Genomic DNA, 19,567 nt, shown 5'->3' with positions numbered 1-19,567 from the left:
CCGTATTGAATAAGGCTTTATCATGAATGAGTTTTCGATTGTCTGCCGCGTGCTGGGTACGCTGTTCTACCGCCAGCCGCAGGATCCGCTGCTGGTGCCGCTGTTTGCGCTGATCAAAGAGGGCAAGCTGCAGCAGCACTGGCCGCTGGAGCAGGATGACCTGCTGAAGCGCCTGCAGCAGGGCTGCGATGTCAACCAACTGGCGACCGACTTCAACGCGATGTTCGTCGGCAGCGAGTGCAGCGTGTCGCCGTTCCGCTCCGACTACGTCGAAGGCGCCAGCGAAGCGGAAGTGCGCACCTTCTTGCAGCAGCGCGGCATGCCGCTGGCGGAGGCACCGGCCGACCATTTCGGCCAGCTGTTGCTGGCGGCGTCCTGGCTGGAAGATCAGTCGCAGGAAGATGAAGCACAGGCGCAGATCGCGCTGTTCGACGAGTTCCTGTTGCCGTGGTGCGGCCGTTTCCTCGGTAAAGTGGAAGCGCACGCCACCACCGGTTTCTACCGCACGCTGGCGCTGATGACTCGTGACGCCATCCAGGCGATGCGCGACGAGCTGGCGGAGTACGAGCAGGACGACGAAGCGGGCGACGAAGACGCGTAACGCCGCAGCTTATCCCGGCGGGCCGTCCGGCCCGCCGATCCGCTAAACACAGGTTTGCATCCCCCAGACGTAAATTGACAAAAGATCCCCTAATCTGGCGGTTTACCGTCGGTTCGGCCGCGCCCGCGCGCCGCGTTTTTTCACGCAAGGGGTAGATGATGAAAAGTAACTGGATGCAGCAGATTCAAACGTTGATCGGGCAGAAGGCCGGCGCGATGGGCGGGGCGGAAGGCATCGGCAAGCTGCTGGCGCCCACTGCGCTGGGCGGCCTGGTCGGCGTGCTGTTGGCCAACAAGTCCTCGCGCAAGCTGGTGGGCAAGTTCGGCAAGAATGCGCTGATTATCGGTGGCAGCGCGGCGGTGGGCGCAGTGCTGTGGAACAAGTACAAACAGCGGGTGAAAGAGACCCATCAGGACGAACCGCAGTTCGGTTTGCAAACCACGCCGGTGGATCTGCGCGCCAAACGCCTGGTGCAGGCGCTGGTGTTTGCCGCCAAGAGCGACGGCCATATCGATGCCGACGAGCAGCGTGCCATCGATCACAGCCTGGCGCAGTTGCAGGTGGGGGAAGAGGCGCAGGGTTGGGTACAGGAAGCGCTCGATCAGCCGCTCAACCCGGCATTGATCGCCCGCAGCGTGCAAAACGAAGACGAGGCGCTGGAGGTTTATTACCTGAGCTGTCTGGTGATCGACGTCGATCATTTTATGGAGCGCGGCTATCTCGATGCGTTGGCACAGGCGCTGAAGATCCCGGCGGACGTCAAGCAGGGCATCGAGAGCGACGTCAACGAGAAAAAGCGCGAGCTGGCGTAGCGCCGCTTGGCAAGCCGGGGGGAATCGTGTCACTCTTGCCGCAATCTATGTAAGCGGATGATTTAGCAATGATGACCCCACCGAAAGCGGAAAAACGTCCTTATCCCATCACTATCCACGGCGACACGCGCGTGGATGACTACTACTGGCTGCGCGACGACGAGCGCGCAGACCGCCAGGTGCTGGACTACCTGCAGGCGGAGAACGCCTATACCGATGCGATGCTGAAGCCACAGCAGGCGCTGCGTGAAACCCTGTACGAAGAGATGGTGGCGCGTATTCCGCAGCAGGAACATTCGGTGCCTTACGTGCGCCACGGCTATCGCTATCAGACGCGCTACGAGCCGGGCAACGAATACGCGATTTCCGTGCGCCAGCCTCAGGCCGAGAGTGAGCACTGGGAGGTGCTTATTGACGGCAACCAGCGCGCCGAGAATCACGAGTTTTATACCCTGGGCGGGCTGGACGTCAGCCCCGACAACCAGCGGCTGGGGGTGGCGGAGGATTTCCTGTCGCGCCGCCAGTATGACATTCGCTTCAAGAACCTGGCCGACGGCAGCTGGGCCGACGAAGTGCTGGAAAACACCTCCGGCAGCTTCGAGTGGGCCAACGACTCCTCGACGGTCTACTACGTGCGCAAGCACGCCAAGACGCTGCTGCCGTATCAGGTCTATCGCCACGTGGTGGGCAGCGATCCGCAGCAGGACGAGCTGATCTACGAAGAGCGGGACGATACCTTTTACGTCGGGCTGGAGAAGACCACCTCCGAGCGCTTTATCCTGATCCACCTGAGCAGCACCACCACCTCGGAGATCCTGTTGCTGGATGCCGATCGTGCGGACGCCAAGCCGCAGCTGTTCGTGCCGCGCCGCAAGGATCACGAGTACGCCATCGATCACTATCACCAGCATTTCTATATTCGCTCTAATAAGGACGGTAAGAACTTCGGCCTGTACCAGAGCGAACAGGCGGACGAAGCGCAGTGGCAGAAGCTGATCGCCCCGCGCGGCGACGTCATGCTGGAGGGCTTCAGCCTGTTCCGTGATTGGTTGGTGGTGGAAGAGCGTAATGCCGGCCTGACGCTGCTGCGCCAGATCCATTGGCAAAGCGGCGAAGAGAAGCGCATCGCCTTCGACGATCCGACCTACACCACCTGGCTGGCGTATAACCCGGATCCGGAGACCGCGCTGCTGCGATACGGCTATTCGTCGATGACCACCCCGACCACGCTGTACGAGCTGAACATGGACAGCGGCGAGCGGACGATGCTCAAACAGCAGGAAGTGAAGAATTTCACGCCGGAAAACTACCGCAGCGAGCGGGTGTGGGTGAAGGCGCGCGACGGCGTCGAGGTGCCGGTTTCGCTGGTGTATCGCCAGGATAGCTTCCAGCGCGGCACCAACCCGCTGATGGTGTATGGCTACGGATCTTACGGCAGCAGTATGGATCCGGCGTTCAGCGCCAGCCGCCTGAGCCTGCTGGATCGCGGTGTCGTGTTCGCGCTGGCGCACATTCGCGGCGGCGGTGAGCTGGGGCAGCTGTGGTATGAAGACGGTAAACTGTTCAACAAGCAGAACACCTTCAACGATTTTATCGACGTGACCGAAACGCTGATCGCCCAGGGGTACGGCGACGGTAAGCGGGTGTTCGCGATGGGCGGCAGCGCCGGCGGTCTGCTGATGGGCGCGGTGATCAACCAAGCGCCGCAGTTGTTCCACGGCGTGGTGGCGCAGGTGCCGTTCGTCGACGTGGTGACCACCATGCTGGATGAGTCCATCCCACTGACCACCGGCGAATACGACGAGTGGGGCAACCCGAACGAGCAGGCCTATTACGACTACATCAAACAGTACAGCCCGTACGATCAGGTGAAGGCGCAGGAGTACCCGCATCTGCTGGTGACCACCGGTCTGCACGATTCGCAGGTGCAGTATTGGGAGCCGGCCAAGTGGGTGGCCAAGCTTCGCGAGTTGAAAACCGACGATCGGCAGCTGCTGTTGTATACCGACATGGATGCCGGCCACGGCGGAAAATCCGGCCGTTTCAAGGCCTATGAGGATATTGCACTGGAGTACGCCTTCATTCTGGCGCTGGCGGAGTAACGGCATTCGGCGGGCGGCCTGCGCCGCCCGCCGTGTTAGCCGATCAGATAGTATTTCAGCGTGTGCTTCATGTCCGGGCTCAGATCGTCGATGGATTTCAGCATCCAGCGCAGATAGCCAGGATCTTCCTGGGCGATGCGATCAATCTCCTGCCCGCGATACTTGCCGAACTTGAACTTCTTCAGCAGCACCGGCTGTTCGGTGATCTGCACCATTTGCTCCGGCGTCCAGCCCGAATCCTTGATGATGCGTTGCAGCAGCGCGGCGGTGACGTAGCAGTCATATAGCGCGCGGTGCGGGTACAGCGTGGCGTCTGCCGGCAGCTGCACGTCCAGATTCAGCGCGTAGCGCAGATACTGGTTGCCGTACTTGATGTCCGGATACAACGTGCGCGCCAGCTTGAGGGTGCAGATCCAGGCGCCGTTCATCTCCGGCAACACCCCGCGATCAAAGGCGGCGTTGTGCGCCACATAGTAGGGGCTGCCCTGATAGCGGCCGATCGCCACCGCAATGCGCGGTTTGTCTTCCACCATCTGTTCGGTGATGTGATGAATCGCCATCGCGTCGAGGCTGATGGGGCGGTCCGGGCTGACCAGATCGCTCATCGGGTTGGTCAATTGGCCGTCGAGCAGATCGAGGGAGGCCACTTCCACCACGCCGCCGTCCAGCCCGCAGGTCTCGGTATCTATTACGCGTAACGTCATGCTTTCCTCCGCGTTGCCGTCAGGCTTCAGCTTAACCGGCACAGGCGGCCGTGCCAACCGTCGCGGGTCTTGTCGGCGATGACAAGACCAGGGGCGTCATCCGGTGCGGCAACCAAAAGCGCTCCCGTTTCATCCCAGATGGCGCTGCGGCCTGCCGGGATCCAGCCACCGGTTGGCGCTGCATGGTTGGCCATCAGCGTGACCATGCCATAACGCCGGGCATAGCCTGCCAGCGTGGCGCTGTCTTTCGCGTAACCGGCTTCAGATACCAGCACGCCGGCGGCATAAATCTGCGCACCCGCCAGCGCGGCGGCACTTGCGTGGCCGGGTTGCGAGGTGTCGGCGCAGATAGCCAGTGCGATGCGTTGCCGATGTATTTCCAGCAGCGTGCCGCCATTACCGGGCAAGAACCGTTGTTGTTCCGCGCCGTGCAGATGTTGCTTGGTATAGGCGACCACCGCGCCGTTGGGGTGAAAGATCAAGGCGGCGATATGCAGCGCCTGGCCGCTGCGCAAGGGCGCGCCGACGATGATCGTCATCTGATGCGATTGCGCCGCCGCAGCGAGCGGTTGCAGACGCGGATCGCCCAGCGTCAGCGCCAGTTCGGCAGCATCGGCCAGCTCATAGCCGCTTAGCGACAGTTCGGGAAAAACCAGCAGTTGCACCTGCTGTTCGGCTGCCTGCGCGACAAATTCAAGGTGACGTTCAAGGTTGCAGGCGATATTGGCCGCAGCGGCGGGGTATTGGGCTGCGGCGAGGGTAAAGCAGGGCATTGGCCATCTCTCCAGTGAGGCAATAAAAAACCCGCCTTGGCGGGTTTAATGACGGATGGAAGGACGCTTACTCACCAGACGGATGCGCTTTTTTGGCGCGTTTCTCCGCACGTTTCTCTGCTGGGGTTTTCAACGGCTTCTTCTTCGCATTTTTTTTGCTATCCATTCCCTTACTCATGATGGCCTCTCGTTACCTATGATTGGGTGGCTTGCTCAGCCATTAACCGCCTAAAGCCGACAGGATGCAAGCGACAAAGTGCCAGTAGTATGTAACTGGCTGTTTGCACGTGAAATTTTGTTTTTGGATGACCGGGTGCTTAAAATAATTATTATGTTATAATATTACACTTTTAGGGTTCGGAGAACGCAATGACAGTGATGACATTACCGGATGCGCAGCAACTGCTGGCCATGCCGGATTCTGATTACATGAACTCGGTTCAACGGGCTTTTTTCCGCCAGCTGCTGCAGGATGAGCGGCAAAAACTGCTGCTGCACATCGATGAGCTGAAGAAGGCGATCGACAGCGGCGAAGCGACGGGCGATGAAGCCGACAAGGCGGCGCGCGAAGAAGAGCTGCGCCTGTTGTTCCGCCAGTTGGATCGCGAAAGCCGCCTGCTGCCGAAAATCGATGCGGCGCTGGCGCGGTTGCAGAACGGCGAGTACGGCTACTGCCGGGAAACCGGCGAACCCATCGGCTTGGCGCGTCTGTTGCTGCGCCCGACGGCGGAACTGAGCATCGAGGCGAAAACCGCACAGGAGATGCGCGAGCCGCATATGCGTAAAGGCGGGTAAGGTTTCAGCCGCCGAGCGTATCCACCAAGAAATCGAGAAAGCGCCTGACGCGGGGTTCCAGCAGGCGCTTATTCGGATAGAGCGCCACAATCCTGACTTCTTCACCCTCCACGGCGCGCAGCACCTGCTGCAGACGACCGGCGGCCAAATCCTCCGCAATCATAAACTCCGGCAGATACGCGATGCCCAACCCGGCCAAGGCCGCATCGTGCAGCGCTTCTCCGCTGTCCAGCCGCAGGCGGCCGCGAACTGGGGCCTTGACCCATTCGCCGCGCTCGTCACGCAGCCGCCAGGGCTGTTTTTGGTTGCGGCTGCTGAACAGCAGAGCCTCGTGCCCGGCGAGCGACTCGACGGTATGCGGTTCGCCACGGGCGGCGAGGTAGGCGGGGGAGGCGCACAGCAGGGCGCGATACCTGGCGAGGGTTCTGGATACCAACCGGGTATCCGGCGCCGTGACGCCGATCCGTACTGCCAAATCAAATCCTTCTTCCACGACATCCGCCAGGCGATCGGAAAAACTGATCTCCACCTGCACCTCAGGCCAGGCGACGAGAAATTTCGGCACCAGCGGCAACAGGATCCGTCTGCCGAAGGCGGAAGGGGCGGTCAACCGCAGCACTCCGCGTGCGGTGCCCTTGTCGCCGGCCACGCTGGCCTCGGCATCGTCGACCGAAGCGAGGATCTGCAGGCCACGTCGATAAAACTCTCGTCCCTCGTCGGTCAGGCCAAGCGAACGCGTGGTGCGATGCAACAGCCGCACGCTCAGCCGCTGCTCCAGACGCGCGATGGCCTTGCCCGCCGCCGAACGCGATAGCCCCATCGTCTGTCCGCCGGCGACAAAACTGCCGGCGTCGACGACGGCCATGAAAACCTGAATGTCATTGAGATTCGCCCGTAGCATGCTGCCCTCCGAGAACCGGTGAAAAGACAATAAATTTAACATATTCAATATATTAAATGCATTGTCAACGTCGTTTCAGTGACGACATCCATTCGCCAATCAAACGATTATAGTCGTCATTGAAACGATAAGCGGTTGGAGAAACAGCATGAAAAATGGCATCACGCACTACCACCACGGGGTCATTTGGGAAGAGGAGAATGGCGTGTCCCAAGGCTATCGCGTCAAGGATACCCTCTACATCTCTGGGCAGTTTTCCCATGATATGCAGGGGGAGTTTGTCGGTGCGGGCGATATCGAACGGCAAACCCAACAGACGTTGGACAATCTGGATCGGGTATTGGCGGGATTCGGTGCCGAACGTTCGAACCTGGCGTATGTGGAGATCTACCTGACCGATGTACTGGTGCACTTTGAACCGTGCGTTGCGTTGTTCAAGCGCTATGTCGGCGATCACCGGCCCGCCGGTTCGCTGATCGGGGTCACCGGGTTGGCTTCGCCCGAGCAATTGGTGGAGATCAGTGCGATCGCGCACCTTAACTGATCGGGCCTGTGGGCGTTTTGCAGGCAGGTCGATGTGATTTTGAGCAAACGCGCGCCGAGTTCTCGGCGCGCGTTCGAGTTTTCGGGTTTTACCGTTGACCTGCCGGGCGGCTTCCGCTTTGATGAAAGCATGACTCACAGAGAGACGGAAAGCGCCATGGAACAATTACGAGGTTTGTACCCGCCGTTAGCGGCATACGACAGCGGTTGGCTGGACACTGGGGATGGCCACCGGATCTACTGGGAGCTGAGCGGTAACCCGAACGGTAAACCGGCGGTCTTCATTCACGGTGGACCGGGTGGCGGTATCTCCCCGCATCATCGTCAACTGTTCGATCCCGAACGCTACAAGGTGCTGCTGTTCGATCAGCGCGGTTGCGGCCGTTCCCGCCCGCACGCCAGCCTGGACAACAATACTACCTGGCACTTGGTGGCCGATATCGAGCGGTTGCGCGAAATGGCCGGCGTCGAGCAGTGGCTGGTGTTCGGCGGCTCCTGGGGGTCTACGCTGGCGCTCGCCTATGCGCAAACCCACCCGGAGCACGTCAGTGAAATGGTGCTGCGCGGCATCTTCACCCTGCGCAAGCAAGAGCTGCATTGGTATTACCAGGACGGCGCTTCGCGCTTCTTCCCGGACAAATGGGAGCGCGTGCTGTCCATTCTGTCAGATGAAGAACGTCAAGACGTGATCGCCGCCTACCGGCAGCGGCTGACCTCGGCCGATCCGCAGGTGCAGCTTGAAGCGGCCAAGCTGTGGAGCGTGTGGGAAGGGGAGACGGTCACGCTGTTGCCGAGCCGTGAATCTGCTTCGTTTGGCGAGGATGATTTCGCGCTGGCGTTCGCCCGTATTGAAAACCACTACTTCACGCATCTGGGCTTCCTGGAGAGCGACGACCAGCTGCTGCGTAACGTGCCGCTGATCCGCCATATTCCGGCGGTGATTGTCCACGGCCGCTATGACATGGCCTGCCAGGTGCAGAACGCCTGGGATCTGGCCAAGGCCTGGCCGGAGGCGGAGCTGCATATCGTGGAAGGGGCGGGGCATTCGTATGATGAGCCGGGTATTTTGCACCAGCTGATGATCGCCACCGACCGGTTCGCCGGCAAGTGACGCAAAAACCCGCCGTAATGGCGGGTTTTGTTATTTGACCTTCGGCTCGTACGGCAGGCGCGAAAATCGGTGGGATTCCGCGCGGTAGTGCGCCACGCGCTCGCGAAAATAGTCGCGCAGCGGCTCCGGCTGCTCGCGCTCTACCACTTCCGGGATCACCGGCATGTTGTAGCGCTCTTTGTACGCCACGCCTGAGGCGGCGAGATCCACGTTCACCCTGTCCATCTCTTCTTTGGACAACTCGGCCAGATTGTAACCCACGCTATGCTCCTTACTTACTTTGCCGCATTGAATCTGCGCAGAAGGTAATCCACCCGGCGGCGCTTGGCAAGCCCGTTGCGCCGCCGTCGCGGGCGATATTTATCCAGCAGTAATGCAATCTATTTATTCTTTTAAATAAGAATGATTCGCTTTATGATTAAAATAAAAGATGAAAATAATTATCATGTTAATTCTCAATGTATTGGTGATATTTTAATTTATTGATATTTATGGTTTTTATAATTAATGTGATTTGAGTGTAAATAAGGTGTTTTTATTTTTACGGCAGCAGGGCATAATGCGCGGAAATTAAATTCATGACCTGCAAAATAAAAGGAATCATTATGCTGACGCAAGAAATGACTCAAAAGCTGAATGAGCAACTGAATCTGGAGTTCTACTCCGCCAACCTGTACCTGCAGATGAGCGCATGGTGCAGCGATAAAGGCTTTGAAGGCGCCGCCGCATTTCTTAAAGAGCACTCTCAGGAAGAGATGCAGCATATGCAACGCCTGTTCGACTACCTGAGCGACACCGGTTCTCTACCGCTGCTGGGCAGCATCGCCGCGCCGCCGGTGGCGTTCGAATCGCTGGCGGACGTGTTCCAGCAGACCTACGAACACGAACAGCTGATCACCCGTCAGATCAACGAACTGGCGCACGCCGCCATGACCGCGCACGATTACTCCACCTTCAACTTCCTGCAGTGGTACGTGGCGGAGCAGCATGAAGAAGAGAAACTGTTCAAATCCGTGCTGGATAAGCTGGCGCTGGTGGGCACCAGCGGCAAAGGCTTGTTCTTCATCGACAAAGATCTGAAGAAAATGGGCGCGATGGGCCAGGGCGGCAACGGCCAGGCTTAATCTGCACCAGAACATCGAAAAACCGCGCGCGGGCGAGCCTGACGCGCGGTTTTTTTTACCCTGCGTTTATCGCGGTTATGCGGCGATACGTGCTGCCGGATCGCAAAATGCCAGTGATGCGCTCGACTTGCTGAGGCGTGGTCGTTATGATTTACCGCGATACGCTACAGGGATGGTAGAGTCAAAACAGCGGGTTAGCCGATATAACCCGTTTTTCTGTTTACCCGTGGCGCAATCACTTGCGGTGGGTTGGGGCCGCTGATACATCGCCTTGGCTGTGGCCTTAACCCTTATGACCCTCTTTTACTGTTAAGGGATACCACTGTGATCGGTAAAATTCGTTCCTCCTGTCGCCTGCTTTCCACCGTTTTCGTCCTGTTCGTTGGCCTTTCTTCACAGCAAGCCTTGGCGCACGCTCACCTGAAAGTGGAAACGCCGAAGGCCGACGCCAGCGTCAGCCCGGCGCCGAAGGCGCTGACTCTCAGCTTCTCCGAAGGCATCGAGCCGAACTTCAGCGGCGTGAAAATCACCGGCCCGGACAACGCCGTGGTGAAAACCGGCAAGCTGCAGCTCGATCCGAACAATAACACCCAGGTCAACGTGCCGATCGACGGCGAGCTGAGCGCGGGCAAATACAACGTCAGCTGGCATGTGGTGTCGGTCGACGGGCATAAAACCAAAGGCCAGTACAGCTTCACCGTAAACTGATCGTGACTCTGGCGACCCTGTTCGTTCTGTGTCGCTTGGTGCACTTTGCGGCGGTGATGCTGATGTTCGGCATCAGTCTGTTCACCGCCTTATTGTCACCGCAGCGCCTCTCCCCGATCCTCTCCCGCGATGTGCGCCCGCTGCTGCTTGCCGGCACCTGGGCTGCCGGGCTTTCCGCCGTGGCGCTGCTGGCTATTCAGGCCGGGCAGATGGGCGACGGTTGGCAAGACGCCTGGCGGCTGGAGGTTTGGTGGGCGGTGCTCGGCACCACCTTCGGAGAAGTGTGGCGCTGGCATCTGGGCCTGTCGCTGCTGGCGATCCTGAGCCTGCTGCTGCCGGAGCGGCCGCGCGCGCAGGCGTTGGCGCTGTGTTCGGCGCTGCTGCTGGTGAGCCTGGCGTTTATCGGCCACGCGGCGATGCACGAAGGCACGTTGGGCGCGCTGCACCGCGCCAACCATGCGATACACCTGCTGGCCGCCGGTTACTGGTTCGGCAGCCTGGTGCCGCTGCTGGTTTGCCTGCGCTACCTGCAGCCGCCGCAGTGGCGCAGCGACGCCATCACCACGCTGATCCGTTTCTCGCGCTGGGGGCACCTGGCGGTGGCGGCGGTGATCGTCACCGGCATCGTCAACAGCCTGATCATTCTCGGTGGTTGGCCGCTTAACCTCAGCTCGCCTTATCAGCGCCTGCTGCTGATTAAAACCGCGCTGGTGGCGCTGATGGTGATGGTGGCGCTGGCCAATCGCTACGCTATCGTGCCGGCAATGAGCCGCGTGCCGGCGCTGGCGCAGCGCGGCGTGGTGCTGGCCTGCTGGCTCGAAGTCGGGCTGGGGATGGCGGTGCTGCTGCTGGTCAGTTTATTTGCAACCTATGCGCCGGTATGACATTTCAGCTTGCCGCAGGCCGGCAAGCTGCGGGAAAATCGACGCGAATAGCAACCTTAAGGCCAACACATGAAATCGGTATTACTCGGCATTACGCTGCTGGCAACCGCGACCGGCGCGCTGGCGGCAGACAAACTGGTGAACATCACTAAACTGGAGTACGGCAAACAGTGGGCGTTCACCAAGGAAGAGGTGACGCTGCAGTGCCGCAGCGGCGGCGCGCTGTTCGTGCTCAACAACAGCACCTTGATGCAATACCCGCTCAACGATGCAGCGGAGCAGCAGGTGAAGAAGGGCCATCAGCGTGCGCAGCCGCTGGAGGTGCTCCTGCTGGACGACCCTGCCGAACCAGGGAAAAAAATGAGCCTGGCGCCGTTCATTGAACGCGCCGAGAAGCTGTGCGCTGACTAACCGCTTGTTTGCCAACGCCTTGCCCAACGTGCGCGGATTGATGCGCATTTGCCGCATAGTTATTTCGTCACGAAACTATCACGCGGCCGCCGGGCGGCTGGCAAAACTGGCGCGGTAGGCTATTCTTAAAGTGCACGGCTGAACAAGCCCTGCATTAAATGCCAACTTTTAGCGCACGGCTCTCTCCCAAGAGCCATTTCCCTAGACCGAATATAGGAATCGTATTCGGTCTTTTTTTGTGTGATTGATTTATAAGTCTTTTTTTGAAAAAATCGGAATTACTCGAAATTTACTCGAATTTTGATATTCGGCTCTTTTAGAGCATCACGTACTCCTTCCCCCTCGTTTTAAGCTATTTCAGCGTCTTCATTTCCGTTGTATGCCCCAGCAGCTTTTGGGCAAATGCCTTGTCGTTCTGCTTTTCGTACAGGCGGCCGGACAGGTTTCGGATCTCGTGGAACGTCGGCGGGCTTGCCTGAAATTCCAAACCTGATGCTTTCCGCGCGGCGATAAACTTTTTCGTTAGCCCGTTGGGATGGATTGAGTTACTCCTATGTTCCGATAGGTTGGTAATCTGCTGGTAGGTGGCTTATCATTGCGTCAATAACTAAAGGAAATGACATGTCTCAGCGCAATGATATTATTGACTTTTTTAGAGGTGTAGCGGTTATGCTCGTTACCGCCTTTCACCTTTTCCTATGGTCCGGTTCTTTAGGCCGACCGCTACCATTCGGCTTCGATGTGATGGGGCTTTTTGGTAACGGGTGGATCGGCGTTGGAATGTTTTTTGTAATTTCAGGCTATTGTATGGCTGGGTCAAGTGGAAAAGCATTTTCAAGTGGCTTTTCAGCAAAGAAGTATGGCATCTATTTTTTAAAAAGATACTTGCGGATAGCTATTCCATTTTACATATCAATCGCGGTTTGGTTTGTTCTAATTCGAGGTTTTGGCATTGCAACAAAACCTACAGGGGTCTTTGATGTAATATCCCATGCTTTATTTATTCACAATTTTTCAGAAAAGACATTTTTCTCAATTAGTGGGGTTTATTGGTCGCTGGCTGTTGAGATGCAGTTTTATTTAATTCTCCCTGCTCTGGTTGTTTTATTTACCACTGTTTTGGGAAGAGTTGTTTTGTTGGTCAGTGTGTTTGCTGTTAGTATTTTGATTAATGTTTACAGTGAGAATCAATTGTTAACATGGGGCATTCCATCTTACCTTTCACTTTTCGTTTTGGGGTGGCTTTGCGCCATATATCAAAACAGAATAGGTTCATTTATAAGAAAATTGAAAGCTCAATGGATATTGATCGCGTTATTTGTATTGCTTCTTTTCTACAAAGGGCATGGCTTTAATAACAAGATTAAACTATATGAAGTGTTGATTTCATCGGTTTTTGCATTGTTAATGGTATCACTTATTAATCGGTTCTCAGGAAAGCGTGTGCCGCACGTTGTGCGCAGTGTAGCATTTGTAGGGAAGTGCTCGTTTTCTATTTATTTGTATAACTATATTTTCTGGGCGCTAGACAGAACCGACTTAACCCCGGTTAAGTTGTTTATGGCTTTTGCTTTCGTGATAGGATTTGGCATCTTAATGTATCTAGCCGTTGAAAGGCAATCAGAGAAATTAAGAAAAAAAACCATAAGAAAGGCAGAGGTTAAATTTGCAGTGCAATAAATAATAACTTCAATGTAAGCCCTGGTAATTCAGGGCTTTTTTGTCCGCGCCCCAATTATAACAACCAGTTCATAATCTGAATTATTTCGGGGGGCCATCTATGTCATCTGAAGGATTGCCCGTGGATGGCGTCGTTGGCAAAAACATTGTGCTGGGAGCCCGCAGTACGCAACAAGCAACAGACGAAGCAAAGAGTAGCTAGTCTGCAGATAGCGCAGCTCAGTCGACTGATGCCGCGTTTAAGTTTAGTCGTGAGGCGAAAGTAGTAGCAGTGGGAGTATCTGACGATGCAGATCGCGCTGAGGGGGGCGCAAAATTGCTAAGAACATCGCGGACGCCAATACCTACTTTTGATCTCCTCTCTGATTTAGCACTACACTGATTTTGGGATAGGGTCAATGGTTATCGGGAACCCGCATTAGAACTAGTACAGCAATGGGGACGGTCAACTGTAACCACGGATGCACAGGAAACCTTAGCATCACATCACCAGGAAATAATTCTCGTAATGGTGTATTTGGGGACGAGCAAATTTCGGATAGACAGGCCATGCTAGTAATGGTGATGTGTTGCTAACACCTCGATAAATGTGACGCTTGAAGTATTTTGAAGTTGACATTTGGTTATCTATCATTCAATTATTGAATCTCAAATTTAAGTTAAAAGGATATCTAACAATGACAAAAGGGTATGTGTCTTTTTTATCAATTATTCCATTTATGGTGGCTAATTATGCATGTGCATTTTCTACGGCAGATGTTGGCGACATTATTAACAAAGAGATAATTGCCGCCAATGGCAAGCAAATCACTATCAAAGTCAATGAACCGGGTGAGATTAAATCTACAATAAAGCTTGGTGTTGGGCAAGTAATTGAGTTTTCGCCAGGCGTGTGGACTTGCAGTGCGTCACCTTGCATTGTAATTGATAATGCATCCCAAGTTATCGGCTCTGGAATCTATCGAACTCAGTTGAAATTAGCCTCGGCTTCTTCTGGGCCCATTATTCAAAGTGCTGACTATGAAAAACTATCAAGCCTGAGCGAAAAAAATGCATTGAAAATTGCATCACCATTAGATGGTGATAGAAAAAGCCTTCCAGGTGTTAAATACATAAAAATTAAAGACATTACTATTGATGGTGGTGATGGAAAAAAAGCCAGCGTTAATGGTGTTGAAATATATGGTTTATGGTTCTGGCTAGAAGATGTATCAATCGAGCGGTTCTCTGGAGATGCATTAGTTACTCAATTTATTCCAAGCGGTTCTGTTCATCCAGATGAAAATGATGCAATGGAGTCTTACTTTACTCGAGTAAAATTAATTAGCAATAAAGGTAATGGATGGACGATGCGAGGACCGCATGATTCGATTGTTTCTGGGATGATTGCTGCTAACAATGGAGGGTGGGGGATTGATGTTCTGCATAAGGAGGGCTTTTATAGCGGCGGAGGTTTAATGCTTACTAATACCCATCTGTATGCTAACGGTAATGGCATGAGGACTGAGTCAGGGGCAAATATTCTTGCTTATGGGATTGAAAGTGAGGCCAATAAAGGTGTAGGTTTGCTGCTGCGTTCTAATGATTCTATCGTACAAGGAACATTTTATGCCAACAGAACTTATGGTGTTCAAATAGGTGATGATGAGTCTTATTCTGGTGTTAATAACCTCAATCTTCAACTCCATAACAATAAAATAGCACAACTCAAATGGGGGAATAACGCAGGCCATAATATGATTAATGCTGTTGTATTTCCTAATGACTCTAGCCAGAGGTACTTTGAGGGGAGCCCCTCAAATACTGACTATGTGGCAACGTCTGGGCCCAACGCTGTTCAGCAGTTCCCCGGTGGGATTTCGATGGATAGCGATCGGAACATGTATGGGATAAAAGAATCCATAAAATAACCTTCCCTCCTATTAATTTACTATTGATTTAATAATTCACCCCGGAGAACCCGGGGTTTTTTGTATTTTTATAGAGATGTGTTCATTCTTTTGTACATATAGGTATCGTATTCGTTTTTGTTTGTGATTAATTTATAATTAAATTCCTCTTGATCCTCCAGCAACAATCCCCGCTCCTCTTTCGAATCACAGCCACCAACCCGATCTCCATCCCCACCCGCACATATCGCTAATTTAGCCGCACTAAAAGTCATTATGTCATCTATGGCGCTGATAAGCTCCGGTCATTGCTCCCATCACCGGTTAAGCGAGAGTGACATTATGGGGAATATCAAGACATTAGGCGTTGTAAAATGAAACCTGCGTTGAACGATCGGCTGAGTCGGTTGAAGAGGGCGTTGCCCGGCTACCTTGAGGCGTGGCGTGAGGGGATTTTACCCTCTGACTGGGGGCAGGTGGCTAATCCTGAAGTGGTTGCCGCCCTGTTGGCGGAGTGGGAGGCGCTAAGCGAATTGGCGTCTCGGTTCGAAACCGCCACTGAAACTCCCTCCGAACCGGCTGCATTTTGGCAGGCGCGTGCCGAGCAGATGGCGCAGCGCAATCGCGAACTCAGTGCCCAACTGGCGACGCCAGTCCGTTTGCCCGGCGCGCGGGTGGCATTCTTTGGCTATGTGAAAACGGCGGTGATGGACGCCAGGCAGGTGAGGGCGGCGATTCGTGATGCCGGTTTTCTCATTGATACCGATGATAAAAACGACAGCGTACCGTCATGACCTCTGTCCTGTAACGCATGAGTTTGGAGAATAAGCGCGAGCGAATAATGTCGCCTCTGTGATACGGAGCAAGGTTCAATTCATCCAGTCAATTTGTTAGGATCGTCTGACCTACATGACTATTGGTGCAGTACATTGAAAATCAAAGCGTTGTTATTTGTTGCGTTGGCCGCATTGGCCGGCTGCAGCCAGGAGGGAACCTCGATGAATCAGCCCGCAAATGAGAAAGGCGGCCAAACGGAAGTGTTGCTGGTGAACAGCGCGCTGGTGGACTGCGTGGGCGTCGGCCCGATGAAGTGCATGCAGGTGCGTCGCTCCGCGCAGCAGCCGTGGGAGTTGTTCTATACCGGCATCGAGGGTTTCACCTTCGAACCGGGTTATCAGTATCGGCTGAAAGTGCTTGTTACCCCGGTGGAGAACGTGCCGGCCGATGCCTCGTCGCTGCGTTATACGCTGATTGAGCAGTTGGAAAAGAACAAGGCGTAATGATTGCCGACCGGGCGAAGTGCGTCCGGTCTGCTGTTTTATAGCGTCAATCCCATCTCCGCCGCGACCTGCTTCAGCTGGTAGCGTGACGTGCGCGTCAGCAAAGGTTCCTTATCGACATAGTAGGCGTAAGCGATAACGCCAATCGACAGCGCCCAGGCGCGACCGCGACGCCAGGTCTCATCGTCCACCTTCACCGCTCGGCGGAAATGTTCGCGGGCTTCCGGCCCCATCAGGTTCCAGGCGACGATCAGATCGACCGCCGGATCGCCGATGGCGATGCCGCCCCAGTCGATCACCGCCGCCAGTTCACCGTTGTCGACCAGCAAATTGCCGGGTTGAATGTCCGTATGTAGCCAGCATGCGCCGGCGGTGTTTTCACGCACCTGGCTCACATTGTCCCACGTCCGCAGCAGGACGGCGGCATCGAGGTGAGGGGCGCACTGGGCGATAGACTCGCGCGTGAGGGCATCTCTGGCGCTGATCGGGCCGCCGCGATAGGCGGTGATCTCATAGTCTGCGGTCGGGATGGTATGGAGCGTGCGTACGAATTCGCCCAACTGCGTCGCCAGCGCCGGGCTGCATTCGCCGCAGGCGGGCGTGCGACCGCTGATCCAACGGCCGATGCTCCAGGCGAAAGGATAGGCGTCATCCGGCTTACCCTGGGCTAACGGCGCTGAAATCGGTGCCGGCAGATGAGGGGCCAGCAACGCGGGGTAGCGGTTCTCGCGCGCCAGCGCTTCGGCCGCCGAGGCGGTACGCGGCAGGCGAATGAACAGCGCGTCGCCGAGCCGCAGCATCACGTTGTCGGTACCGCCGGTGGTGACGAGTTCGATGGGTAACGCCGCCCAGGCCGGGAACTGTTCGGCGAGCATAGCTCGGACATGGGGGAGAGAGATTTCGGCCTCATCGGCATGTATTTTGGGAATGGCATTCACCCGGTACGGCTCCTTCACTGGCGCAGGGGGCGGCCCCGACTGGTCTGTTCACTGCGCTTGTTTTCGCACTTTCTTAAGTATATCGAGAAAATCAGGTATATTGTCCTTCGGTTTTTAGCTACCAAGAAAAAATTACTATGATTATCAAACCTAAAATTCGTGGTTTTATCTGCACCACCGCTCACCCGGCAGGCTGTGAAGCCAACGTCCGTGAGCAAATCGCCTACGTTAAGTCGCGCGGCGAACTGAAAAACGGGCCTAAAAAGGTGCTGGTCATTGGTGCATCCACCGGTTACGGTCTGGCCTCGCGCATCAATGCCGCTTTCGGCAGCGGTGCGGCCACCATCGGCGTATTTTTCGAGAAGCCTGGCAGCGAAGGCAAAACCGGTTCCGCCGGTTGGTACAACTCCGCCGGTTTCGACAAGGCAGCTAAAGAAGAAGGCCTGTACGCGAAAAGCATCAACGGCGACGCATTCTCCAACGAGTGCCGTCAGACCGTTATCGATCTGATCAAAAAAGACCTGGGTCAGGTTGACCTGGTGGTTTACTCGCTGGCTTCGCCGGTGCGTAAAATGCCGGAAACCGGCGAAGTGGTGCGTTCCGCACTGAAGCCGATCGGCGAGCCGTACAAATCCGTTGCGCTGGACACCAACAAAGACGTGCTGGTTGAAGCCGTGGTCGAGCCGGCCAACGAGCAAGAAATCGCCGACACCGTGAAGGTGATGGGCGGCCAGGACTGGCAGCTGTGGATGGACGCGCTGGACGAAGCGGGCGTGCTGGCGGATAACGCGCAGTCTGTCGCTTACTCCTACATTGGTACCGATCTGACCTGGCCAATCTACTGGCACGGTACGCTGGGCAAGGCGAAAGAAGATCTGGATCGCGCGGCGCAGGCCATCAACCAGAAGCTGCAGGCCAAAGGCGGCGCGGCTTACGTTGCGGTGCTCAAGTCGGTGGTAACTCAGGCCTCCTCCGCCATTCCGGTGATGCCGCTGTATATCTCCATCGTGTTCAAAATCATGAAGGAGCAGGGCATTCACGAAGGCTGCATCGAGCAGATCCAGCGTCTGTTCGCGACCAAGCTGTACAGCGGTGCGGCGCCGGACACCGACGAGAAACACCGTCTGCGCCTGGATGACTGGGAACTGCGCGATGCCGTGCAGGAAACCTGCCGTGAAATCTGGCAGCAGCTGAACGACAATAACATCAACGAACTGACCGATTACCAGGGCTACAAGGCGGAATTCCTGCGCCTGTTCGGCTTCGGTCTGCAGGGCGTTGATTACGATGCCGATCTGAGCGGCGAAGCCAACTTCGACGTGATCGAACTGGTCTAAGCGCGTCGAGCAGTCAAACAAGGTCGGGTTAGCCCGGCCTTTTTTATTGCCCGCGCATTGGCGCCCGCCGTCTGACTCATCAGTCCACTTGATCATTGACAGCAATAAATTATCGTTTTACGATAATTTATTGCTGTTGATTAAGGGATAGAAAATTATGGGCGCTGCGCCAAGGATCCATCTGCCGCTGTACGTGCGTTGTCTGTGTTTGCTCATTATGGCGATGCTGATCGTCAGCACCGGCGTTGAGATGTTCATCATTGTGCGGGATTGGCTGCAGGGCGTAGCCTATCGCGATATCGTCGCCTCTTACCGGGAATATTACCCGGAGCTGCTTGCCTACGCGATCCCGCAGCAACGCTGGGCGCTGTTCGCCACGCTGCTTATCGACATGCTCGGTTATTTGCCCTATTACAGCGCGCTGCTGTGCGGCGCCGGGCTGTTTTATCAATTTTTCCGCGGCAACGTGTGGCATCGCAACAATATGGTGCTATTGCAGATCATCGGCATCTTGCTGATCGTCGATGTGTTGTTCCCGTCGTTAGCCGGTCTGCTGCAGGTGATGGTATTGACCGCCGATGAAAAAATGCTGTTTATCCTTTATTATGGCGTCAATAGCGAGTCGGTGCGCTCGCTGATCGTAGGCTGCGCAATCCTGGTATTTAGCCGGGTATTTCTGGAAGCGTTGCGGCTGAATGAAGAACAGCTTTCTTTCGTGTGAGAATAGAGTGGCAATAATCGTAAGTCTTGATGTCATGTTGGCCAAAAGGAAGATGCGTTCAAAGGAGCTGGCGGAGCAGGTGGGGATCACCGAGCAAAACCTGTCTCTGTTGAAAAACGGCAAGGTCAAGGGAGTCAGGCTGGAAACGCTGGACAAGATCTGCCGCATTCTCGACTGCCAGCCTGGCGATCTGTTGGCCTGGCAGCCGGACGGCGAAGAGTAAGATCCCAGCGCACTCGGAAGTGCGCTGAAC

The 19,567-nt window shown here is 55.7% G+C and carries 22 protein-coding genes and 1 pseudogene; 17 read left to right on the top strand and 6 right to left on the bottom strand.

The window, feature by feature from the left end:
* Positions 1–22: 22 nt before the first annotated feature.
* The 3 genes from N6G83_RS08630 to N6G83_RS08620 all read left to right on the top strand — a co-directional run bounded on the left by N6G83_RS08630 (position 23) and on the right by N6G83_RS08620 (position 3,515).
* Positions 23–601 (top strand): molecular chaperone, encoded by a 579-nt coding sequence (locus N6G83_RS08630; RefSeq protein WP_015377474.1) that lies wholly within the window; start codon positions 23–25, stop codon positions 599–601.
* Between the two features lie 158 nt (positions 602–759).
* Positions 760–1,413, top strand: coding sequence for a tellurite resistance TerB family protein (locus tag N6G83_RS08625; RefSeq protein WP_033642711.1), 654 nt, complete (start codon positions 760–762; stop codon positions 1,411–1,413).
* A 68-nt stretch (positions 1,414–1,481) separates the two neighbouring features.
* The gene (locus N6G83_RS08620; protein ID WP_025302441.1) at positions 1,482–3,515 is read left to right on the top strand and encodes a S9 family peptidase; all 2,034 of its coding nucleotides are present in this window, start codon (positions 1,482–1,484) and stop codon (positions 3,513–3,515) included.
* A gap of 35 nt (positions 3,516–3,550) precedes the next feature.
* Here N6G83_RS08620 and exoX read toward each other — a convergent pair whose 3' ends face one another.
* Both exoX and N6G83_RS08610 read right to left on the bottom strand, forming a co-directional pair.
* Positions 3,551–4,219, bottom strand: a complete 669-nt coding sequence (gene exoX, locus N6G83_RS08615; RefSeq protein ID WP_025302442.1) for an exodeoxyribonuclease X — start codon at positions 4,217–4,219, stop codon at positions 3,551–3,553.
* Between the two features lie 26 nt (positions 4,220–4,245).
* Positions 4,246–4,992: a carbon-nitrogen hydrolase family protein gene (locus N6G83_RS08610; RefSeq protein ID WP_197770796.1), complete on the bottom strand. Its 747-nt coding sequence runs from the start codon at positions 4,990–4,992 to the stop codon at positions 4,246–4,248.
* Between the two features lie 369 nt (positions 4,993–5,361).
* On the opposite strand from N6G83_RS08610, the gene dksA reads away from it, so the two are divergent.
* Positions 5,362–5,787: an RNA polymerase-binding protein DksA gene (gene dksA, locus N6G83_RS08605; RefSeq protein WP_043141630.1), complete on the top strand. Its 426-nt coding sequence runs from the start codon at positions 5,362–5,364 to the stop codon at positions 5,785–5,787.
* A gap of 4 nt (positions 5,788–5,791) precedes the next feature.
* Here the strand turns inward: dksA and N6G83_RS08600 are convergent, their stop codons facing one another.
* The gene (locus tag N6G83_RS08600) at positions 5,792–6,688 is read right to left on the bottom strand and encodes a LysR family transcriptional regulator (protein WP_197770795.1); all 897 of its coding nucleotides are present in this window, start codon (positions 6,686–6,688) and stop codon (positions 5,792–5,794) included.
* Between the two features lie 148 nt (positions 6,689–6,836).
* Between N6G83_RS08600 and N6G83_RS08595 the strand changes: the two genes are divergently transcribed.
* Positions 6,837–7,232: a RidA family protein gene (locus N6G83_RS08595; RefSeq protein WP_089195768.1), complete on the top strand. Its 396-nt coding sequence runs from the start codon at positions 6,837–6,839 to the stop codon at positions 7,230–7,232.
* Positions 7,233–7,388: 156 nt separating this feature from the next.
* The gene (gene pip, locus N6G83_RS08590; RefSeq protein ID WP_049209433.1) at positions 7,389–8,342 is read left to right on the top strand and encodes a prolyl aminopeptidase; all 954 of its coding nucleotides are present in this window, start codon (positions 7,389–7,391) and stop codon (positions 8,340–8,342) included.
* A gap of 30 nt (positions 8,343–8,372) precedes the next feature.
* Here pip and N6G83_RS08585 read toward each other — a convergent pair whose 3' ends face one another.
* Positions 8,373–8,603, bottom strand: a complete 231-nt coding sequence (locus N6G83_RS08585) for a DNA polymerase III subunit theta (RefSeq protein WP_043141621.1) — start codon at positions 8,601–8,603, stop codon at positions 8,373–8,375.
* A gap of 344 nt (positions 8,604–8,947) precedes the next feature.
* Here N6G83_RS08585 and ftnA point away from each other — a divergent pair, with 344 nt between their 5' ends.
* The 4 genes from ftnA (at position 8,948) to N6G83_RS08565 (ending at position 11,469) form a co-directional block, all read left to right on the top strand.
* Complete coding sequence (gene ftnA / locus N6G83_RS08580) at positions 8,948–9,466, top strand: non-heme ferritin (RefSeq protein WP_025302449.1); 519 nt, start codon at positions 8,948–8,950, stop codon at positions 9,464–9,466.
* 324 nt (positions 9,467–9,790) lie between these two features.
* On the top strand, positions 9,791–10,174 hold the full coding sequence (gene yobA, locus N6G83_RS08575) for a CopC domain-containing protein YobA (RefSeq protein ID WP_025302450.1): 384 nt from the start codon (positions 9,791–9,793) through the stop codon (positions 10,172–10,174).
* Between the two features lie 2 nt (positions 10,175–10,176).
* Positions 10,177–11,058 carry a copper homeostasis membrane protein CopD gene (copD, locus tag N6G83_RS08570; RefSeq protein ID WP_043141616.1) on the top strand — a complete coding sequence of 294 codons (882 nt, stop codon included), beginning with the start codon at positions 10,177–10,179 and terminating at the stop codon, positions 11,056–11,058.
* 69 nt (positions 11,059–11,127) lie between these two features.
* Positions 11,128–11,469 (top strand): YebY family protein, encoded by a 342-nt coding sequence (locus tag N6G83_RS08565; RefSeq protein ID WP_025302452.1) that lies wholly within the window; start codon positions 11,128–11,130, stop codon positions 11,467–11,469.
* A 352-nt stretch (positions 11,470–11,821) separates the two neighbouring features.
* On the opposite strand, the pseudogene N6G83_RS08560 reads toward N6G83_RS08565, so the two are convergent.
* Positions 11,822–12,013, bottom strand: a pseudogene (locus N6G83_RS08560) (tyrosine-type recombinase/integrase); the annotation flags it as partial.
* A gap of 77 nt (positions 12,014–12,090) precedes the next feature.
* Here N6G83_RS08560 and N6G83_RS08555 point away from each other — a divergent pair.
* The 4 genes from N6G83_RS08555 to N6G83_RS08540 all read left to right on the top strand — a co-directional run bounded on the left by N6G83_RS08555 (position 12,091) and on the right by N6G83_RS08540 (position 16,318).
* Positions 12,091–13,149 carry an acyltransferase family protein gene (locus N6G83_RS08555; RefSeq protein WP_049204179.1) on the top strand — a complete coding sequence of 353 codons (1,059 nt, stop codon included), beginning with the start codon at positions 12,091–12,093 and terminating at the stop codon, positions 13,147–13,149.
* 677 nt (positions 13,150–13,826) lie between these two features.
* The gene (locus N6G83_RS08550; protein WP_164067610.1) at positions 13,827–15,059 is read left to right on the top strand and encodes a hypothetical protein; all 1,233 of its coding nucleotides are present in this window, start codon (positions 13,827–13,829) and stop codon (positions 15,057–15,059) included.
* 353 nt (positions 15,060–15,412) lie between these two features.
* On the top strand, positions 15,413–15,832 hold the full coding sequence (locus tag N6G83_RS08545; protein WP_230201378.1) for a hypothetical protein: 420 nt from the start codon (positions 15,413–15,415) through the stop codon (positions 15,830–15,832).
* A gap of 135 nt (positions 15,833–15,967) precedes the next feature.
* Positions 15,968–16,318 (top strand): DUF4377 domain-containing protein, encoded by a 351-nt coding sequence (locus N6G83_RS08540; RefSeq protein ID WP_025302454.1) that lies wholly within the window; start codon positions 15,968–15,970, stop codon positions 16,316–16,318.
* Between the two features lie 38 nt (positions 16,319–16,356).
* On the opposite strand, the gene N6G83_RS08535 is transcribed toward N6G83_RS08540, so the two are convergent.
* The gene (locus tag N6G83_RS08535; RefSeq protein ID WP_260523930.1) at positions 16,357–17,256 is read right to left on the bottom strand and encodes an aminoglycoside phosphotransferase family protein; all 900 of its coding nucleotides are present in this window, start codon (positions 17,254–17,256) and stop codon (positions 16,357–16,359) included.
* Positions 17,257–17,393: 137 nt separating this feature from the next.
* Here N6G83_RS08535 and fabV point away from each other — a divergent pair, with 137 nt between their 5' ends.
* The 3 genes from fabV to N6G83_RS08520 all read left to right on the top strand — a co-directional run bounded on the left by fabV (position 17,394) and on the right by N6G83_RS08520 (position 19,537).
* Positions 17,394–18,593 (top strand): enoyl-ACP reductase FabV, encoded by a 1,200-nt coding sequence (gene fabV, locus N6G83_RS08530; RefSeq protein ID WP_025302456.1) that lies wholly within the window; start codon positions 17,394–17,396, stop codon positions 18,591–18,593.
* A 157-nt stretch (positions 18,594–18,750) separates the two neighbouring features.
* Entirely contained in the window at positions 18,751–19,314 is a 564-nt protein-coding gene (locus N6G83_RS08525; RefSeq protein ID WP_025302458.1) for a DUF2975 domain-containing protein, read from the top strand.
* Between the two features lie 7 nt (positions 19,315–19,321).
* Positions 19,322–19,537, top strand: a complete 216-nt coding sequence (locus N6G83_RS08520; protein WP_025302459.1) for a helix-turn-helix domain-containing protein — start codon at positions 19,322–19,324, stop codon at positions 19,535–19,537.
* Positions 19,538–19,567: the final 30 nt, after the last annotated feature.

The organism is Serratia sp. PL7, from assembly GCF_945957435.1.
This window is presented reverse-complemented; position numbering and strand designations above follow the sequence as displayed.